The 18,964-nt window shown below is 72.1% G+C and carries 17 protein-coding genes; 12 read left to right on the top strand and 5 right to left on the bottom strand.

The genetic code is table 11. The features are described from left to right. Positions 1 to 35 precede the first annotated feature (35 nt). Positions 36 to 2,690, top strand: a complete 2,655-nt coding sequence (metH, locus tag WG212_RS19705) for a methionine synthase (RefSeq protein ID WP_337188825.1) — start codon at positions 36 to 38, stop codon at positions 2,688 to 2,690. Positions 2,691 to 2,842: 152 nt separating this feature from the next. Here the strand turns inward: metH and WG212_RS19700 are convergent, their stop codons facing one another. Further along, positions 2,843 to 3,520 carry a nitroreductase gene (locus WG212_RS19700; RefSeq protein ID WP_337188824.1) on the bottom strand — a complete coding sequence of 226 codons (678 nt, stop codon included), beginning with the start codon at positions 3,518 to 3,520 and terminating at the stop codon, positions 2,843 to 2,845. Between the two features lie 254 nt (positions 3,521 to 3,774). Here WG212_RS19700 and WG212_RS19695 point away from each other — a divergent pair, with 254 nt between their 5' ends. From WG212_RS19695 to WG212_RS19685, 3 genes are all read left to right on the top strand, one after another. Then, positions 3,775 to 4,452: a glutathione S-transferase family protein gene (locus tag WG212_RS19695; protein WP_337188823.1), complete on the top strand. Its 678-nt coding sequence runs from the start codon at positions 3,775 to 3,777 to the stop codon at positions 4,450 to 4,452. A gap of 37 nt (positions 4,453 to 4,489) precedes the next feature. Next, a complete protein-coding gene (locus WG212_RS19690; RefSeq protein ID WP_337188822.1) occupies positions 4,490 to 5,491 on the top strand; it encodes a pyridoxamine 5'-phosphate oxidase family protein in 1,002 nt (333 codons plus the stop codon). A 123-nt stretch (positions 5,492 to 5,614) separates the two neighbouring features. Continuing rightward, a complete protein-coding gene (locus WG212_RS19685) occupies positions 5,615 to 6,508 on the top strand; it encodes a phytanoyl-CoA dioxygenase family protein (protein ID WP_337188821.1) in 894 nt (297 codons plus the stop codon). Between the two features lie 275 nt (positions 6,509 to 6,783). Here WG212_RS19685 and WG212_RS19680 read toward each other — a convergent pair whose 3' ends face one another. Next, positions 6,784 to 7,221, bottom strand: coding sequence for an organic hydroperoxide resistance protein (locus WG212_RS19680; RefSeq protein WP_337188820.1), 438 nt, complete (start codon positions 7,219 to 7,221; stop codon positions 6,784 to 6,786). A gap of 112 nt (positions 7,222 to 7,333) precedes the next feature. Here WG212_RS19680 and WG212_RS19675 point away from each other — a divergent pair, with 112 nt between their 5' ends. Continuing rightward, a complete protein-coding gene (locus WG212_RS19675) occupies positions 7,334 to 7,783 on the top strand; it encodes a MarR family transcriptional regulator (protein WP_337188819.1) in 450 nt (149 codons plus the stop codon). A 37-nt stretch (positions 7,784 to 7,820) separates the two neighbouring features. Here WG212_RS19675 and WG212_RS19670 read toward each other — a convergent pair whose 3' ends face one another. The 3 genes from WG212_RS19670 to WG212_RS19660 all read right to left on the bottom strand — a co-directional run bounded on the left by WG212_RS19670 (position 7,821) and on the right by WG212_RS19660 (position 9,533). Continuing rightward, positions 7,821 to 8,057 carry a GNAT family N-acetyltransferase gene (locus tag WG212_RS19670; protein ID WP_337188818.1) on the bottom strand — a complete coding sequence of 79 codons (237 nt, stop codon included), beginning with the start codon at positions 8,055 to 8,057 and terminating at the stop codon, positions 7,821 to 7,823. Between the two features lie 57 nt (positions 8,058 to 8,114). Further along, on the bottom strand, positions 8,115 to 8,531 hold the full coding sequence (locus WG212_RS19665; protein ID WP_337188817.1) for a YciI family protein: 417 nt from the start codon (positions 8,529 to 8,531) through the stop codon (positions 8,115 to 8,117). A gap of 72 nt (positions 8,532 to 8,603) precedes the next feature. Continuing rightward, complete coding sequence (locus WG212_RS19660) at positions 8,604 to 9,533, bottom strand: hypothetical protein (protein ID WP_337188816.1); 930 nt, start codon at positions 9,531 to 9,533, stop codon at positions 8,604 to 8,606. 138 nt (positions 9,534 to 9,671) lie between these two features. On the opposite strand from WG212_RS19660, the gene WG212_RS19655 reads away from it, so the two are divergent. The 7 genes from WG212_RS19655 to WG212_RS19625 all read left to right on the top strand — a co-directional run bounded on the left by WG212_RS19655 (position 9,672) and on the right by WG212_RS19625 (position 18,945). After that, positions 9,672 to 11,333, top strand: coding sequence for a serine hydrolase domain-containing protein (locus tag WG212_RS19655; protein ID WP_337188815.1), 1,662 nt, complete (start codon positions 9,672 to 9,674; stop codon positions 11,331 to 11,333). A 71-nt stretch (positions 11,334 to 11,404) separates the two neighbouring features. Continuing rightward, positions 11,405 to 12,298, top strand: a complete 894-nt coding sequence (locus WG212_RS19650) for an Hsp33 family molecular chaperone (RefSeq protein WP_337188814.1) — start codon at positions 11,405 to 11,407, stop codon at positions 12,296 to 12,298. Between the two features lie 277 nt (positions 12,299 to 12,575). Next, positions 12,576 to 14,180 carry a peptide chain release factor 3 gene (locus WG212_RS19645; RefSeq protein WP_337188813.1) on the top strand — a complete coding sequence of 535 codons (1,605 nt, stop codon included), beginning with the start codon at positions 12,576 to 12,578 and terminating at the stop codon, positions 14,178 to 14,180. 159 nt (positions 14,181 to 14,339) lie between these two features. After that, a complete protein-coding gene (locus WG212_RS19640) occupies positions 14,340 to 15,281 on the top strand; it encodes a class I SAM-dependent methyltransferase (RefSeq protein WP_337188812.1) in 942 nt (313 codons plus the stop codon). A 14-nt stretch (positions 15,282 to 15,295) separates the two neighbouring features. Continuing rightward, positions 15,296 to 16,015 (top strand): pseudouridine synthase, encoded by a 720-nt coding sequence (locus WG212_RS19635; protein ID WP_337188855.1) that lies wholly within the window; start codon positions 15,296 to 15,298, stop codon positions 16,013 to 16,015. A 228-nt stretch (positions 16,016 to 16,243) separates the two neighbouring features. Next, a complete protein-coding gene (locus WG212_RS19630; RefSeq protein ID WP_337188811.1) occupies positions 16,244 to 17,341 on the top strand; it encodes a 3-deoxy-7-phosphoheptulonate synthase in 1,098 nt (365 codons plus the stop codon). Positions 17,342 to 17,583: 242 nt separating this feature from the next. Then, complete coding sequence (locus tag WG212_RS19625; RefSeq protein ID WP_337188810.1) at positions 17,584 to 18,945, top strand: hypothetical protein; 1,362 nt, start codon at positions 17,584 to 17,586, stop codon at positions 18,943 to 18,945. Positions 18,946 to 18,964 lie beyond the last annotated feature (19 nt).

Raw genomic sequence — 18,964 nt, 5'->3', positions numbered from 1 at the left:
CGCTTCGAGGGCCGGGATGACAGGTTTTCACGGAAATGCGCCCCACCTTCATCAATGTCGGCGAGCGGACCAACGTCACCGGCTCGGCGAAATTCCGCAAGCTGGTCGCGGAGGGGAACTATCCCGAGGCGCTGTCGGTGGCGCGCCAGCAGGTCGAGGCCGGGGCCCAGGTCATCGACGTCAACATGGACGAGGGCCTGCTCGATTCCGTCGCGGCCATGCGGACGTTCCTGAACCTCGTGGCGGCCGAGCCCGACATCGCCCGCGTGCCGGTGATGATCGACAGCTCCAAGTGGGAGGTGATCGAGGCGGGGCTGAAGTGCGTCCAGGGCAAGGCGATCGTGAACTCGATCAGCCTGAAGGAGGGCGAGGCCAAGTTCCTGGAGCAGGCCAGGGCGTGCCTGCGCTATGGCGCGGCGGTCGTCGTCATGGCCTTCGACGAGGTGGGCCAGGCCGACACCGCCGACCGCAAGGTCGAGATCTGCAAGCGGGCCTACGACATCCTGGTGGAGCAGGTGGGCTTCCCGCCCGAGGACATCATCTTCGACCCCAACATCTTCGCCGTGGCGACGGGGATCGAGGAGCACGACAACTACGCGGTCGACTTCATCCAGGCCACGCGGCGGATCAAGGAGGTCTGCCCCCACGCCCGCATCTCGGGCGGCGTCTCGAACGTCAGCTTCAGCTTCCGCGGCAACGAGCCGGTGCGCCGCGCGATCCACTCGGTGTTCCTGTACCACGCCATCGCGGCGGGCATGGACATGGGCATCGTCAACGCCGGCGACCTGCCCGTCTACGACGACATCGAGCCCGAGCTGCGCGAGCTGGTCGAGGACGTGATCCTGAACCGGCCGGCGAAGGCGGGCGGCGTCTCCAACACCGAGCGCCTGGTCGACCTGGCGCCGAAGTACAAGGGCCAGAAGGGCGAGGCCAAGGTGGTCAACCTGGCCTGGCGCGAACAGCCCGTGGCCGCGCGCCTCAGCCACGCCCTGGTCCACGGCATCACCGAGTTCATCGAGGCCGACACCGAGGAGGCCCGCGCCGCCGCCGAGCGCCCGCTGCACGTCATCGAAGGCCCGCTGATGGACGGCATGAACGTGGTCGGCGACCTGTTCGGCGCGGGCAAGATGTTCCTGCCCCAGGTGGTGAAGTCGGCACGGGTGATGAAGCAGGCGGTCGCCTACCTGATGCCCTTCATGGAGGCCGAGAAGGACGGGGGCGCGGGGCGCCGGAGCGCGGGCAAGGTGCTGATGGCCACCGTCAAGGGCGACGTCCACGACATCGGCAAGAACATCGTGGGCGTGGTCCTCCAGTGCAACAACTACGAGGTCGTCGACCTGGGCGTCATGGTGCCGGCCGACCGCATCCTGGACGAGGCTGTGGCCCACGGGGTCGACATCGTCGGGCTGTCGGGCCTCATCACGCCCAGCCTGGACGAGATGGTGTTCGTGGCCTCCGAGATGGAGCGTCGCGGCATGACCCAGCCGTTGCTGATCGGCGGCGCCACCACCTCCAAGACCCATACGGCCGTGAAGATCTCGCCCCGGTATCCGGCCGGCTCGACCACCTATGTGCTGGACGCCAGCCGCGCGGTGGGCGTGGTCTCGAACCTGCTGTCGCCCACCGAGAAACCCCGGTTCCTGGCCGAGACGGCCGCCGACTACGAGAAGGTGCGCGCCCAGTTCGCCCGAGGCCAGGGGAACCGCGCCCGCGCCACCCTCCAGGAAGCGCGCGACAACGCCTTCACGCCGGACTGGACCGCCTACGACCCGCCCCGGCCGTCGTTCCTGGGGACGCGGACCTTCAAGCCCTACGACCTGCCCGACCTCGTCCGCCACATCGACTGGACGCCCTTCTTCGCGAGCTGGGAGCTGGTGGGTCGCTTCCCCCAGATCCTGGAGGACGACGTGGTCGGCAAGGCCGCCACCGACCTCTATGCCGACGCCCGCCGCATGCTGGACCGCATCGTCCAGGAAGGCCTGCTGGAGGCGCGGGGGGTGGTGGGCTTCTGGCCCGCCGCCGCCGACGGCGACGACGTGGTGGTCTACGCCGACGAGACGCGCACGACCGAGCTGGCGCGCCTGCACACCCTGCGCCAGCAGATGCTGAAGACCGGCGACCAGCGCAACGTGGCCCTCTCCGATTTCGTCGCGCCGGTGGGGACCAAGCCTGACTGGATCGGCGGCTTCGCCGTCACGGCCGGCCACGGCGAGCTGGCGCAGGCCAAGGCGTTCAAGGACGCCGGCGACGACTATTCCGCGATCCTGTTCACCGCCCTGGCCGACCGCCTGGCCGAGGCCTTCGCCGAGGCCATGCACCGCAAGGTCCGCACCGAGCTGTGGGGCTATGCGCCGGACGAGCCGTTCGACGTGGACGCCCTGATCGCCGAGCAGTACCGCGGCATCCGGCCCGCGGCCGGCTATCCGGCCCAGCCCGACCACACCGAGAAGGCCACCCTGTTCAGCCTGCTGAGCGCGACGCAGGAAGCGGGCATCGAACTGACCGAGAGTTTCGCCATGACCCCGCCGGCGGCGGTCTCGGGCCTCTATTTCGCCCATCCCGAGGCCCACTACTTCGGCGTCGGCCGCATCGAGCGCGACCAGGTCGAGGACTACGCCCGCCGCAAGGGCTGGGACCTGGCGAAGGCCGAGCGCTGGCTGGCGCCCATCCTCAACTACGAGCCCGCCTGATGGGCGACCCCGACGGCCCGAAGGCAGAGGCGCGGCGCAAGCTCATGGGCCGGCTGATGATCGTGCTGCTGGCGCTGCTGGTCGCGGCCTATGTGGTCCCTATGCTGATGTAGGGCGCGCCCACGGAAGGGGGACGGGGGCGAGGAACGTGTCTATTCCTCGAATCCGACGAACACCGTCGCCTCGGCGACGGACTTGCGCTCCGACACGACGGCGTTGGCCGGGAAGGTTTCGTCCGGCCACCCCAGCGCGACGCTCTTCATGATCACCTGGTCGTCGGCGATCCCGGCGTGCTCGCGCACGACCGGCGACTGCATGATGCCCTGGCTGTTGATCACCGCGCCCAGGCCTCGCGACCAGGCGGCGTGGACGAGCGCGGTGGTCACAGCGCCGCAGTCGAAGGGCGTGTCGTCGCTGCCGTCCAGCACACGGTCGTACGTCACGATGATGCAGACCGGCGCGTCGAACTGGCGGAAGCCCCGCAGCACCCAGTCCTGGCGCTTCGCCTTGTCGTCGCGTGCGATGTCCATCGCCGCGAACAGCTGCTTGGCGACGCCGACCTGCCGGTCGCGGTGCTGGTTCGCGAAAGGCTGGCCGGTCCGGAACTCGCGCGAATGCGGAACGCCCGCCAGGTTGCGTTCGGTGTTGCCGGCGCGGATGCGGTCCAGCGGCTCGCCGGCGATGACGTAGAAGTTCCACGGCTGGGTGTTCATCGAGGACGGCGCGCGCATCGCCAGGCCGATGATCTCCTCGATCAGCGCCCGCGGGACGGGATCGGGCTTATAGCCGCGGATGCTTCTGCGACCGAGGATGACATCGTCGAACTGCATGCTTGTCCCTGATGCTGGCGCTTCGTCTGCTGGCGCGTTTCGTCCGATACAGAACTGTCAGTTTCCGGGCGGGAATCCAACGCCTGGAGTTGGACGATCGGTTTGGTGTCGTAGATTCCTCCGGCCGTTCGTCCTCGGCATAGGAAGAGCCTGGAGGCGCCCATGTGCAGGATCATCGTTCACGCGACCGTCGCGCCGCCCGGCGCTCCGCCCGTCGTTCCGCACGGGGCGGCTTCGACGGCGGGAGCCGGCCGGTGAGGCCCGTGATCACGGCGTTCGAGGCCTCACCCGACCGGGGGCGGGGGCAGGCGCGGGACATGCGCGTGCGCTGGGCGCTCGAAGAGGTGGGCCAGCCCTACGACGTGCGGCTGCTGTCCTTCGGCGAGATGAAGGAGGCCGCGCACCTGGCATTGCAGCCCTTCGGGCAGGTCCCGACCTACGAGGAGGGCGGCCTGGTCCTGTTCGAGACGGGCGCGATCGTGCTGCACGTCGCCGGGCGGCGTGCGGGCCTGCTGCCGGCCGACGCCGGGGGACGCGCGCGGGCGGTCGCCTGGATGTTCGCCGCGCTGAACACGGTGGAGCCGCCCATCGTGGAGCGCGAGCAGGCCGGATACGCCGAGCGCGACGCGCCCTGGTACAAGGCCCGCCTGCCGCTGCTGGACGGGCGCATCCGTCAGCGGCTGGACGCGCTGTCGGCGAGGCTGGCGGCGGCCGACTGGCTGGACGGGGCGTTCAGCGCGGGCGACCTGATGATGGTGAGCGTGCTGCGCCGGCTCGAGGGATCGGGCATGCTGGAGACGTATCCGAACCTGGCCGCCTATGTGGCCCGCGCCGAGGCGCGGCCGGCCTACGGGCGGGCCTTCGCGGCGCAGCTGGCGGTGTTCAGGGCCGCCTCGGACGGAGGGGCGGGGCCGGGATCTAGTCAAACATGAAGTTGCGAGTCATTCGCATTTAGGGCAAGCTGTCGCCATGTCCGCGATCACCACCGTCGAAGCGCTGGAGGCCTGTATCGGCGCCGCCGGCCTGCCCGTGAAGATGAAGATCATCGATCACCTGGACGCCCAGGCGCGCCGGTGGATCGCCGAGTCGCCGCTGGCGTTCGTCGGCGTCGCGACGGCCGGCGGGCCGCGCGTAGGGCTGGCCAGCGGCGCCCGTGGGTTCGCCGGGGTGACGGAGGGTGGCGCGCTGCGCCTGCCCCGGGCAGCGCTCGAGGGGGTGGCGGACGTGGCCGAGGGCCGCGGCGCCGGCGTGCTGTTCCTCGTCCCGGGGATCGGCGAGACGCTGCGGGCCAACGGGCGGGTGGCGCGGGCCGACGACGAGGCGGTGGAGATCGCGGTCGAGGAGTGCTTCGTGCACTGCGCCAAGGCGCTGATCCGGTCGGACTTCTGGCGAGGGGGCGCCGGGCCGGCGGGTGGCGAGGACGGCGATCCGGCGGCGTTCGTGAACGGCGCCCGCTTCCTGGCCCTGGCGACGCAGGACGCCGACGGGCGCATCGACATCAGCCCCAAGGGCGACCCGGCGGGGCTGCTGGTGCGGCTGGAGGGCGAGCGGGCGACCCTGGCCGAGCGGCCGGGCAACCGGCTGGCCTTCGGCTACCGCAACATCCTGGCCGACCCGCGGGTGGCCGCCCTGGCGATTGCGCCCGGCTCGACCACCGTGGCGACGTTCGAGGGCCGGGCCGGGCTGACGCGCGACGAGGCGCTGCGGTCGGCGTTCGTCGTGGAGGGCAAGTCGCCCCTGATGGCCACGGTGATCGACGGCGTGCGGCCGCGACTCGGCGAGGCGCGCGCCCTGGCGGGGCTCTGGCCGGCGCCGATGGAGGCGTCGGCGGTCGATCCCGCCGAGGTGCTGATGGCCCACGTGAAGCTGAATCGCGCCCGCGGCGTCACCGCCACCCTGGTGCGGCTCAGCGCCAACCGCGGCCTGATCGCGAGCGGCCTGAAGGCCAACTACAAGAGCGACCTGTACTGAGGCGCGACCCGGGCCGGCCGATGGGGGCCGGCCGATGGGTTGGGCCAATGGGTTGGGCGTGACTCCCCGGCGGCTTCGGGGGCAGGATGCGGGCCAGAGGCCGAATGGCCCGGAGGAACGCCCATGCCCGAACTGGCCCACCTGCCCGCCGACGCGCCGGCGGCCGAGATCACCGCGGTCCTGGAACGCGACGGGGCGCTGATCCTCGACGACGCCCTTCCGGCGGACGAACTGGCCGCGCTGGTCGCCGAGCTTCGTCCCTATGTCGAGGCGACCGAGGTGGGGCGCGACGCCTTCAGCGGCGCGCGGACCACGCGGACCGGGGCGCTGGTGGCGCGCTCGCCGCTGACCCGGCGGCTGGTGATGGACGGGCGGGTCCGGGCGCTGTGCGACGCGGTGCTGGGACCGAATTGCCACCGCTGGCAGCTCCACCTGACCCAGCTCATCCGCATCCTGCCGGGACAGGGCGGCCAGCCGATCCACCGCGACCGCTGGGCCTGGGGCCGGCATCTGAGCCACGTGGAGCCGCAGCTCAACACCATCTGGGCGCTGACCGACTTCACCGAGGCGAACGGCGCGACGCAGGTGGTCCCGGGCTCGACCGGCTGGCCCGACGGCCGCAAGGCCGAGCCGCACGAGATCGGCCGGGCGACGATGAAGGCCGGCTCGGTGCTGGTCTACACGGGCAGCGTCTTCCACGCGGGCGGCGCCAACGACAGCGACGGCGACCGCTGGGGCCTGAACATCACCTACTGCCTGGGCTGGCTGCGGCAGGAGGAGAACCAGTATCTGTCGTGCCCGCCCGAGATCGCCCGGACGCTGGACCCGGAGTTGCAGGCGCTGCTGGGCTACGCGATGGGGAACTACGCGCTCGGCTACTTCACCCCGCCGGTGGGGCCGGGCGAGGGGCCTGAGGCCGTGCCGCCGGAATGGGCGCTGAAGGGCGGCGAGGCGACGGGAAGCCTGGGCGGCGAGGACCTCTACGCCGACGTCGTGGCGCGGGCGCGCGCGCATTAACCTCCCCCGCGAAGCGGCGGGAGGGGGACCGGCCGCCGAAGCCGGCGCGAGCCGGCTGTAGAGCGGCTGGTGGAGGGGGCAAGCCGCCGGCGCGGCGGATCGACCGCGGCTGCCCTGAACTCAGCAGATAGGGCTTGCCCCTCCACCACGCCCTCCCACCGGGTCGCTCTGCGACCCGGCGCCCCCCTTGCTTCGCAAGCCACCCCCAGAGGGGGTGGATTGGGGCGCGGTCCCCCTCCCGCCTTCGCTGCCGCGACGGGGGAGGTAAGGGCGTCTCACACCACCGTCAGGCGCACGTCGACGTTGCCGCGGGTGGCGTTCGAGTAGGGGCAGACCTGGTGGGCCTTCTCCACCAGCGCCTCGGCGTCGGCGCGGTCGAGGCCGGGCAGTTCCACCTTGAGCGCGATGTCGAGGCCGAAGCCGCCGGCGGCGCGCGGGCCGATGCCCACGTCGGCGGTGACGGCGACATCGGCCGGGACCTTGAGGCCCGCCGGGCCGGCGACGGCCTTCATCGCGCCGATGAAGCAGGCGGCGTAGCCGGCGGCGAAGAGCTGTTCGGGATTGTTCCCGGCGCCGCCCCCGCCGCCCAGCTCGCGAGGCGTGGAGAGGGCCAGGTCGAGGCTGCCGTCCAGGGTTCCGGTGCGGCCGTCGCGGCCTCCGGTGGCGCGGGCGGCGGTGCGGTAGAGGACGTTCACGGGGCTCGTGGTCGACATGGAAGGCTCCTTGGCTGATATCGAACGATTAAATCGTGTACGATCTAATTGGGCATGAAGCTTCGGATGTCAAGCGCTGGCGATTGGATCGCGTGCGATTTATATGCGGGACATGACCGAACCTTTCTCCGTCCCCCTGAAGCTGGACGACTTCCTCTGCTTCGGCGTCTACACGGCCGGCCACGCCTTCAACCGCGCCTACCGGCCGCTTCTGGATCGCCTGGGCCTGACCTATCCGCAGTATCTGGCGATGGTGGCCCTGTGGGAGGCCGACGGCGTGACCGTGGGCGCCCTGGGCGCGCGGCTGGGACTGGAATCCAGCACGCTGACGCCCCTGCTCAAGCGTCTCGAGGCGATGGGGCTCATCGTTCGGACGCGGGACGCGCAGGACGAGCGGCAGGTCCGGATCGGCCTCACCGAGGCCGGCCGCGCGCTGCGCGAACCCGCCTGCGCGGTGCCGGCCGGCCTGACGGCCGCGTCCAGCATGACCCCTGAGGAGTACGCCCGGATCCGCGAGGGGCTGGACCTGCTCAGGGATGTGCTCGGCCGGGCGGGCGGGTGAGGCCTGGGCGCCCGCCCTAGTGACCCGGGAACTGCGTCTATGCGCCGATGACGAACACGTGCGGTTTCTGGACGGTCCGGAACCCCGTGCGTTCGTACAGCGGATAGCCCGTCTCGGTCGCCCCCAGCGTGAAGTGGGTGACCCCCGCGGACTGGTAGTGCGCCATGGCCGTCTCCAGCACCGCGCGGCCGACGCCCCGGCGCTGATGGGCGGGCGGCGTGGCCATGACGTAGACGCTCATCTGCATGAGCGTCTCGACGGGTGTCGGCGTCATGATTCCCCCGGCGGCGCCCCGGCCCATAGGTCCAGATCGCGGGCCGGGTGTCACGCATCATCGCGGGGAGTCTTGGGGGCGCACGTCGCCCAGGCCGTTGTCCGTGAGCGGGAAGGCGGCGCCCGGCACATACAGCACGACGGGCCGGATCTCGTAGACGGACGTGGGGTTGGCGACGCGCAGGCCGCGGGCGGCCTCGACGGCCTCCTCCAGCGTCGACGCCTCCAGGACGTAGAACCCCAGCAGCGCCTCCTTGGTCTCGGCGAAGGGACCGTCGGTGACGACGCCGCGCCCCGGTCCCCGCAGGGTGACGGCGCGGGCGGTGGCGCCCAGGCGCGCGGCCGGACCCAGGCGACCCTCGTCCACCATCCGGTCGTGGACCGACATGAGGTCGTCCATCAGGGCGTGGTCCTCGTCCTCGGTCCAGGCCCGGACGACCTCTTCCTCGTGATAGGCCAGGATGGCGTAGAGCATGCGGGTCCCTCCGACAGTCGCGTCCAAGGCCAGAGGACGGCCGATGGCGCGCCGGCCCGACAACCGGCGCGATCAGCGCACCCGGTACGCCTGGCTCATCTGGATCTTGTACGTCCGCGCGACCCAGTTGGGGACGTCCTCGTCCAGGTCGAGGGCGGCGCCGCGGTCCCGCCGGCTGGCGGCCTCGTCGCCGCGCAGGGCCGCCAGCAGGCTGATCCCGTAGAGGGCCGGCGCATTCTCCGGCTCGTCGGCCAGGACCTTTGCGAAGTCGGCGCGGGCGTCGGCGTTGCGGCCGATCTTCACGAACATGTAGCCGCGGTCGATGCGGAGGGCGTGGTCGGCCGGAGCGAGGCGGATGGCGCGCGCGCAGTCCTCCGGCGCCTGCGGCCGCCAGGCGCCGCGCGCGGCGGCGGCGCAAAGCCAGGCGGCGGCGTGGGGATCGGCGTCGCCCGGACCCGCCGCAGCCAGCGTTTCGGGCGCCTCCTGGGCTTCCCGCTGGGCGACCTTGAGGTCGGCGACGATCCGGCCTTTGCGGCCCTGGCACAGCGCGGGGACCTGATAGTCCGCCGGTTCGGCGACGCGCCCGTGCTTCGGTGCGTAGCCGGCGACGGCCGAGACCGGCTTGCCGTTCGCGTCGAACACGCCCGTCGGGCCGTCGAACACGCGCCCGGCGGCGCAGTCCACCGTGGGCCTGGCGACGCGGAAGGCGCCGCCCTCGACGCCGGTGGTGGTGCGCGCGACGGTGAGGACGGGCGCGGTGATCCGGTCGCCGTCGCGGCGGACCTCGTCGATCGCCAGGTAGGTCCAGCCGCCGAAGCTCTCGTTCAGCACCTGGAGCCGGCCCGTGGGCAGTTCCGGCCGGGCGGCCTCGGCGGCCTCGGCGTCCTTCCCCGTTTGCCGGGCGTCGTTCAGGATCCACGCTCCGATGGCCGCCGCACCGGCCAGCCCCACGACCGCAAACACGCCGGCGCGCACCGCGCCGGCCGATCTCTTCTTCGCCATCTGGCCCGTCTCCCCCCGGTTGTGGAAGACTAGTCGCCCTCTCCGGAGATTGTCGACCGGCGAAGCGCGCCCCCACCTATCCACGCGCCGGGCGCCCTCATAGACTCGGACGGGGGCGGGAGCGACGCGATGCGGCGGATGGCGATCTTCTTGGCGGCGGCGGCGGCGGCGATGGCCGTCCCGGCTCAGGCGAAGGCCCAGGAACGGAATCAGGCCCAGGAACGGATTCAGGTCCGGCCCGAGGTCATCGACCCGGTCTTCGCGGCCTACACGGCGACGGCCCCCGGCTGTGCGGTGGGGGTGAGGCGCGGCGACGGGTCGCCCGTCTTCCGGGCCTATGGCGCGGCCGACCTGGAGCGCGGCGCGCCGATCACGCCGGATACGATCTTCGAGGCGGGCTCGGTCTCCAAGCAGTTCACCGCCGCCGCCATCCTGCTGCTGGTCGAAGACGGCAAGCTGTCGCTCGCCGACGACATCCGCAGGCATCTGCCCGAGATGCCCGACTACGGCCGCCCGATCACCGTCGACATGCTGTTGAGCCACACCAGCGGCCTGCGCGACTGGGGCGAGCTGATGGCGCTGGCCGGCTGGCCGCGGACCAGCCGCGTCTACACCCACGCCGAAGTGCTTCAGATTGCGGCCCGCCAGCGGGCGCTCAACTTCACGCCGGGCGAGGCCTATTCCTACACCAACACGGGCTACAATCTCGCCGCCCTGATCGTGCAGCGGCTGAGCGGCTACACCCTGGCCGACTACACCCGGCTGAGGATCTTCGAACCCCTCGGCATGACCCGCACCTCCTGGCGCGACAACTTCCGCCGCGTGGTTCCGGGTCGCGCGATCGCCTATCGCCTCGTGCCCGGCGGCGGGAATGGCGACGTCTTCGGCCAGGACATGCCGTTCGAGAACACCTACGGCCACGGCGGGCTGCTGACGACCGTGGGCGATCTCCTGACCTGGAACGACGCCCTGGCGACCGGCCGCCTCGGCCCCACCGTCTATGCCCGGATGCAACAGTCGCCGACGCTGACGGGCGGGCGGAAGATCGCCTATGCGCGCGGCCTGATGAACCTGTCGGCGGACGGCCGGGCCGAGGTTTCGCACGGCGGGGCCACGGCCGGCTATCGCGCCTGGCTGGCCCGGCTGCCGGCCGAACGGCTGTCGGTGGCGCTGCTCTGCAACCGCGGCGACGCCAATCCGGCGGTCCTGGGGCGCCGGGTCGTGGAGGCGGTGGCGCCCTCCGGCCGCCGGCCGGACGCTGCGGCTCCCGCGCCGGCGGCGGACCTCCAGCGCCTGCCGGGCGTCTATGTGGACGAGCGGTCCGGCGGAGTCCTGGTGATCGCGGCCCGTGCGGGCGGGCTGGAGGTGGCCGGCGGCGGCCCGGTGGCCCGCGCCCTGCGACCGGCTCCGGCGGGCGGTGAGTATACTGCGGAGGGGGTGCTCTATCGCTTCGGCGGCCAAGGCCTCGTGCTGAGCGCCCCGGATGGCGGGACGGTGGACTATCGCCGGATCGAGCCCGCGCGGCCTACGCCCGAAGATCTCCAGGCCCTCGCCGGGGCCTACGCCTCGTCCGAGGCCGGCGCGGTGCTGAACGTCGGTGTGAGCGGCGGCCGCCTGGTCATCGCCCCGGCCGACCGTCCCTCGGCGGCGGATGCGGCCGTTCCGCTCCACCGCGACGCCTTCCGCGTGGACGGCGGCCTCGTCCGGGTCCTGCGCGGGCCCGACCGGCGCGTCACGGGACTGCGCTTCACCTCGGGCCGCGTCCACGCCCTCGACTTCCGCCGCATCGAGCCGCCCTGACCTCCGCGCGTCCCGACGCATCCTGCCGAGGGACGCTCGCAACCGCGTCCGCAGCGCCTATATTGGCGCCCATGCCTGACACTCCCATTCCCGACGACCTCGTCGGCGCGTTCCAGATCGACGGCGAGCCCGTGCGCGGCCGGGTGGTGCGCCTGGGCGCCGCCATCGACGAGATCCTGCGCGGCCACGACTACCCCGATCCGGTGGCCAACCTCCTGGGCGAGGCCTGCGCCCTGGCCGCGCTCGTGGGGTCCAACCTCAAGTTCGAGGGGCGGCTGATCGTCGAGGCCCGGGGCGCCGGCGCCGTGCGCTACGTCGTCGCCGACTACGACACCTCGGGCGGCCTGCGCGGCTACTGCCGGTTCGATCCCGAGGAGGTGGCCGCCGCCTCGGGCGGTTTCCAGCGACCCGGGGCCCGCAGCCTGCTGGGCGAGGGCGTGTTCATGATGACCGTGGATCAGGGCCCCGACATGGACCGCTACCAGGGCGTCACCAACATCGAGGGCGAGACGCTAGCCCTGTGCGCCGAGCAATACTTCGCCCAGTCGGAACAGACGCCCACCCGGGTCCGTCTGGCCGTGGGCTCGGACCCCGGCGCCTGGCGCGCCGGCGGGTTCATGATCCAGCACATCGCCGGCGACGCCGCCCGTGGCGACACCGCCGAGGCCTGGAACCGGACCCAGGCCTTCTTTGAGACCATCGGCGAGGACGAGTTGCTCGACACCGAACTGTCGTCGGACCGGTTGCTGTTCCGCCTGTTCCACGAGGACGGCGTACGTGTTTTCGGCTCGAAGCCGCTGCGGGCCTTCTGCCGGTGCAGCGAGGAGCGGATCGTCACGGTGCTGAAGTCGTTCGACGCGGCCGAACGGGCCGACATGGTGGAGGATGACGGCAAGATCCGCGTCACCTGCGAGTACTGCAGCCGCGTCTACGCCCTGGCGCCCGAGGCCCTGGCCTCGGCCTGAGCCCCACCGTCCCGCCCGGCTTCGCCCGCGCGCCCCTCGACTATCTGCCTCCTCCGCGGGCCTCCGCGTCCTCCGCGGTTCAAAATCCTGAGGCTGCTACACCTCCGCCGTTCGCAGGCGATCCGCCTGCGCAAAGGGCAGGGGCGGTCGCCTGTGGATCTTCGCGACGCGGCCCCGTCCGCGGCCTCATCCGCGCCTGTGCGAAGCGCGACCGCGCGGCGCCGACGGAAGCGGCGCGCCTTCCGCCGGCGCCGCGCGCGTGATAGGCGCGCCCGCCATGAGCACCTCTCCCGCCGCCGAGGCCGCGCGCCGGCGCACCTTCGCGATCATCTCCCACCCCGACGCCGGCAAGACGACCCTGACCGAGAACCTGCTGCTGGCCGGCGGGGCCATCCGCGCGGCCGGCGCCGTGCGTGCGCGCGGCGAGAACCGCCGCACCCGGTCCGACTGGATGAAGATCGAGCGCGAGCGCGGCATCAGCGTCTCGGCCTCGGTGATGACGTTCGACCACGACGGGCTGATGTTCAACCTGCTGGACACGCCGGGCCACGAGGACTTCTCGGAGGACACCTACCGCACGCTGACCGCCGCCGACGCCGCCGTCATGGTGCTGGACGCCGCCAAGGGCATCGAGCCGCAGACGCTGAAGCTGTTCGAGGTCTGCCGGATGCGCGACATCCCGATCATCACCTTCATCAACAAGATGGACCGCGAGGCCCAGGACCCGTTCGAACTGCTGGACGAGGTGGCCTCGAAGCTGGCGCTGGACCCCTCGCCGCTCTACTGGCCCGCCGGTTCGGGGAACCGCTTCCGCGGCATGCTGGACCTGCGCCGCGACCGCTTCCTGCCCTTCGCCTCCAAGCGCGGCGGAAAGGACGAGGACGAGGGCCATCCCGATCCCATCGCCTTCCGTGGCAATGCGGTGGTCAGCTACCTCGACCCCGACGAGCAGGAGGAGCTGTCCGAGAACGCCGAGCTGGCCCTGGGCGGCCTCAAGGCCTTCGATCCCCAGGCGTTCCTGGAAGGCCACATGACGCCGGTGTTCTTCGGCTCGGCTCTGCGCCACTTCGGCGTCGACCAGCTTCTGGAAGGGCTCGGCGCCTACGCCCCGCCGCCCAAGGCCGTGCCGGCCCGCCGGGGCGCCGAGGAGACGCATGTGGCGCCGGGCGACCGTGAGGTGACCGGCTTCGTCTTCAAGGTCCAGGCGAACATGGACCCCAACCATCGCGACCGGATCGCCTTCTTCAAGCTGTGCTCCGGCCGGTTCAGCCGCGGCATGAAGCTCAAGGTCCAGAACACGGGCAAGCAGCTCAGCGTCAACGCGCCGATGATGTTCTTCGCCTCGGACCGCGAGCTGGCCGAGGACGCCTATGCCGGCGACGTCATCGGCATCCCCAACCACGGCGTCCTGCGGGTGGGCGACAGCCTGTCGGAGAGCGGGGCCCTGCGCTTCGCCGGTCTGCCCAACTTCGCCCCCGAGATCCTCCAGCGCGTGCGCGTGAAGGACCCGCTGAAGGCCAAGCACCTCAAGCGCGCCCTGGAGAGCCTGGCGGAGGAGGGGGTGACCCAGCTCTTCCGGCCGAACATCGGGGCCGACTTCATCGTGGGCGCGGTGGGCCAGCTCCAGTTCGAGGTGATGGCCGACCGGCTGCGCGAGGAGTACCAGCTCGACGTGATCTTCGAGGCCAGCCCCTACGCCGAGGCCCGCTGGCTCGGCGGCGACCGCGCCGACGTCGAGGATTTCGAGGGGAAGCACCGCGGCGCCATGGCCACCGACATCGACGAACAGCCCGTGTTCCTGGCCAAGTCGGCGTGGGAGGTCGGCTACGTCTCGGAGCGCTTTCCCAAGGTGCGCCTCGAACGCTCGAAGGAGCGGGCCTGACCGCTCTCAACTCCGCTCATCCCGGCGAAGGCCGGGACCCAGATGGAATGGCTTGGATGTGGGTTCCTTCGCCCGAGAGCAGTTCCGATCGACCCCACCGCTCCGGGATCCGGGTCCCGGCCTTCGCCGGGATGAGCGGATGTGGGGGAGCGTGAGCGCATGACCACCCTCCTCTACGGCCTGCCGGCCGCCGGCCTCGTCGAGGTTCCGAGGGACGCGGTGCAGGTCTCGCCGCTCGTTCCGGGCGCACGGGATATGGCCGACCTGCCGGACGGCCATGCCGAGCGGGCGCTGATCCTGGCGCCGGGCGGGACGCTGGAACGCGACCATGTCTTGGCCCAGGCGTTGCGCACGCTGAAGCCCGGCGCCCCGCTCACGGCTTTCGCGCCCAAGGACAAGGGCGGTTCGCGCCTGAGGAAGGCCCTCGAAGGCTTCGGTTGCGAGGTGTCCGAGGACGCCCGCCGCCACCACCGCTTCTGCCACGTGGCGCGTCCAGAGGCGCCTGTCAGCCTCGCCGAAGCCATCGCCGCCGGGGCGCCGCGCCGCGTCCCGGCGCTGGCGCCGCCTTCAGGGATGTGGTCGCAGCCGGGCGTCTTCAGTTGGGACCGGATCGATCCGGGCAGCGCCCGGCTGCTGGACGCCCTGCCGTCCCTCGCGGGCCGGGGCGCTGACCTGGGCTGCGGCGTGGGCGTGCTGGCGGCCCGCGTCCTGGCTTCGCCCGCCGTGACCGCGCTGGCCTGCGTGGACCTCGATCGCCGCGCCGTCGCCTGCGCCCGGCGCAACCTCGACGATCCGCGCGTGACCGTGCTCCAGGCGGACGTTCGCCGCCTGGGCGCGGACGTGGGCGCGGACCTGGGAGACGACCTGGCCGGCCTCGACGTCGTGGTGATGAACCCGCCCTTCCACGACGGCGGACACGAGGATCGGGACCTGGGCGTGGCGTTCGTCCGCGCCGCCGCGCGGATGCTGCGCAAGGGCGGCGCCTGCTGGCTCGTGGCCAACCGCCATCTGCCCTACGAGGCGGCGCTGCGGGAGGCGTTCGCCCTCGTGGAGGTCAAGGCCGACGCCGGCGGCTACAAGATCCTCGAGGCGCGCAGGTGAACGCCAAGGCGCCGATGGCCCGGCTGGATCGCCTGCTGGCCAACCTGGGTTACGGCTCGCGGCGCGAGGTCCAGGCGCTGGTGGCCCGGGGCCAGGTGGTTCTGGACGGCGCGACGCTGAAGGACGCCGGGGCCCGCGTGCCCGTCGCCGCCGACCTGCCGCAGCGGATGACGGTGGCCGGGCGCCCGGTCGATCCCCCGGCGCCGCTGACGCTGATGATGCACAAGCCGCTGGACGTGGTGTGCTCGCACCGCGAGGCCGGCCGCAGCGTCTACGAACTGCTGCCCGCGCGCTGGCGCGCCCGGACGCCGGGCCTCTCCACCATCGGGCGGCTGGACAAGGACACCACGGGGCTCCTGCTGATCACCGACGACGGCCCGTTCCTGCACCGGGTGATCTCGCCGCGCAGCCACGTGCCGAAGCGCTACCTGGCGACGCTGGACCGGCCGCTCGAGGGCCACGAGGCCGCCGCCTTCGCCTCGGGAACCCTGATGCTGGACGGCGAGACGGCGCCCCTGGCGCCGGCCGTCCTGGAGCCGCTGGACGCGCGCCGCGCGCACCTGACCATCACCGAGGGCCGCTATCACCAGGTGCGTCGGATGTTCGCCGCGGTGGGCAACCATGTCGTCGCCCTGCACCGTGACCGGATCGGCGGCCTGGGCCTGCCGGACGACCTGGAGCCCGGCGCGTGGCGCGTCCTGCCGTCTTCCGGGCAGGCCGTGCTGTTCGCCTGAGGCCGGGCCCGGGAGCTGCGACGGGGTGACAGCGGCCGCCGCGATGGCTAGAACGTGGGCCATGACCTCCGTCGCCTTCACCTACTTTTGGTATTTTGGCGAACCGACGCTCCTGGCGCCGGCGGAGGATCGTTTGGCCTGAATACGCTCAGACCAACCCCCTTCCCAAGCCGCCAGGACTGGCGGCTTTTTTCATGGCCGCCGTCCTCCGACACTCAGGAGACCCGCGTGCATTCCCGACCCACCACCGACACCCGCATCCAGCGCCTCACACCGCTCAGTCCCCCGTCCCTGATGATCGGCGAGGCGCCGACGACCTCGACGATCTCGGACCTCGTGGGCGGGTCGCGGACCGCCATCCATCGCATCCTGACGGGCGACGACGACCGGCTCGTCGTGGTGATCGGTCCTTGCTCGATCCACGATCCGGCCGCCGCCATGGACTACGCCCGCCGTCTCGCCGTCCAGCGCGAGCGCCACCGCGACGATCTCGAGATCCTGATGCGGGTCTACTTCGAGAAGCCCCGCACCACCGTGGGGTGGAAGGGCCTCATCAACGACCCCGGTCTCGACGGCAGCTTCCGGATCGACGAGGGGCTGAGGCTGGCCCGCCGCCTGCTGATCGACATCAACGCGCTGGGCCTGCCGGCGGCCTGCGAGTTCCTGGATGTGACGACGCCGCAGTACATCGCCGATCTCGTCGCCTGGGCCGCCATCGGGGCGCGGACCACCGAGAGCCAGATCCATCGCGAGATGGCGTCGGGGCTCTCCTGCGCCGTGGGCTTCAAGAACGGGACGAACGGCGACGTGAAGATCGCCGTCGACGCCGTGCTCGCCGCCGCCCAGCCGCATCACTTCCTGGCCGTGACCCGCGAAGGGCGCGCGGCGGTCGCCGCGACGACCGGCAACACCGACGCCCATGTGGTGCTGCGCGGGGGACGGCGGCCGAACTACGACGCCGCCAGCATCGCGGCGGCGGCGGCCGAACTGGCCCGCGCCGGCCTTCCCCAGCGCGTGATGGTGGACGCGAGCCACGCCAACTCGGGCAAGGACCCCGACAACCAGCCGAGGGTGGCGGCCGACCTCTGCGCCCAGTTCGGGGCGGGCGAGGACCGCATCATGGGCGTCATGGTCGAGAGCCATCTGGTGGCGGGGCGGCAGGACCTCGTGGCCGGGCGCGCCTTGACCTACGGCCAGTCCGTCACCGACGCCTGCATCGACTGGGCGACCTCGGTCGAGGTGCTGGACGCCCTGGCCGCGGGTGTCCGCGCCCGCCGCCGCGCGATCGGGACGCCGGCGCCCGCGCGGGACCGCGCCACGGCCTGAAGCACGGCCTCCGGCAGGACGGCGGATCGGCGCATCGCGCCGGTTCAGCCGGCTTCCGGATCCGCAAAAGTTAATAAGCTCGAAGATCAAATCCTTGTTTTGGTGTGTGATATTCCTGTGGTTGTTAACCATGATGGTGGAATTAAGGGCTTGTTAAGGTCTCCGGCTCCGGGTTTGCTCACGTTCCACAATGCCTGTGAGGAGCGTTCCAAGGTGGGACGCCGTGGGGCCGGAGCGGGTCGATGTTCGAACTGGGTCGGGAGCTGCGGCGTTTCTTCGCCCCCGAGCGCCTCAAGGCGCATTCCGATGGCCTGACGCGCGGCGACACCTCGCTTCTCGAACTTCTCGACAGCCAGCTTCTCGCTCAGGAGGCCAAGGCCGCCGACGTGGCCGCCGGCCGGATCGGCGCGAAGGACAAGGCCCGCCGCCGGCTCGAGGCCGCGATCGTCTGGCGCGAGGTAGCCCGCCGCACGGGCGATCCCGTGGCCCTGCGCAAGGCCGCCGCCGCGGCCGAGACCGCCGCCGCCGGGTTCGAGGCCGCCCACCGCAAGGACGGCTGGGCCCGCGCGCGCTGCGAACAGGCGTTCTGCGCCCTGCTGGGCGCCGAGGTCTTCGGCGATCCGGGCCTCAACGCCGCCGCCGAGGTGGCCTTCCGCGACGCCCGCGGCGAGGCGCGGGGCGGCCTGGCCGCGCCGCTGGCCGACGTGGGGCAACTGGCCATCGAGGGCCGCCGCATCCTCGACACCGCCGATTCCGGCGAAGCGTCGGCCTTCGCGGCCCGCTTCGCCGCGCCGATCCAGGCCCTGGACGCCATCGCCAAGCGGGTGACGGTCGCCCGTGGCCTGGCGGCCGATGCGCGGCTGATCCGCGCCGACCTGCTGTGCGGCTGGGGCGGCCGGCTCAAGGACGTCGAGCTTCTGGACGCCGCTGCGCGGGAAGCCTCGGACGCCGCCGAGCGGCTGGATTCCGCCTACGAACCCCTCACCTGGGTCCGGGCGAAGATCGTGCATGGCCAAGCGCTGGCCCTGCGCGGCGAGATGTCGGGCGACGTCGACGGCCTGGCCGCCGGCGCCAGCGCGCTGGCCCTGGCGCTGGACCACCTGACCCGCGAGCATAGCCCCCTCGACTGGGCCCGCGCCCAGGTGGCCCTGGCCCAGGCGCTCCAGGCGCTGGGCGAGGCGTCCAGCGACGCGCGCGCCTTCGAGCACGCCGTGAGCTGCTACGACCGCGCGGGCCTCGTGCTCAAGGAGACGCCCGCCCTGCCGCTGCGCGGCCATGCCGCCGGCGCCCGCGCCGTCTGCCTCGCCCGCGCCGCCGAGATCACTGGCGACCTCGCGGTGCTGGACGCGGCCGAGGCGGCCATGAAGATCGAACTAGCCAACCTTTCGCCCGGCCGCGACCCCGTAGGCTGGGCGTTGTCGCAACTGCACCTCGCCCGGCTCTACGAGGCGCGCATCACCATGACGGGCCGCGAGCGTGGCGAACGCGCCGCCGCCCTGATGTCCCTCGACGCCGCCCTGGACGTGTTCGCCGAGCACGGCCTGCGTTCGCTGAGCGTCCTGGCCTACGACGCGGTCGAGCGGCTGTCCGAGCCCGCCGCCTAGAGGCTTCCGCACCCCTGCC

This window comes from Phenylobacterium sp., assembly GCF_037189685.1.
GTDB lineage: Bacteria > Pseudomonadota > Alphaproteobacteria > Caulobacterales > Caulobacteraceae > Phenylobacterium.
This window is presented reverse-complemented; position numbering and strand designations above follow the sequence as displayed.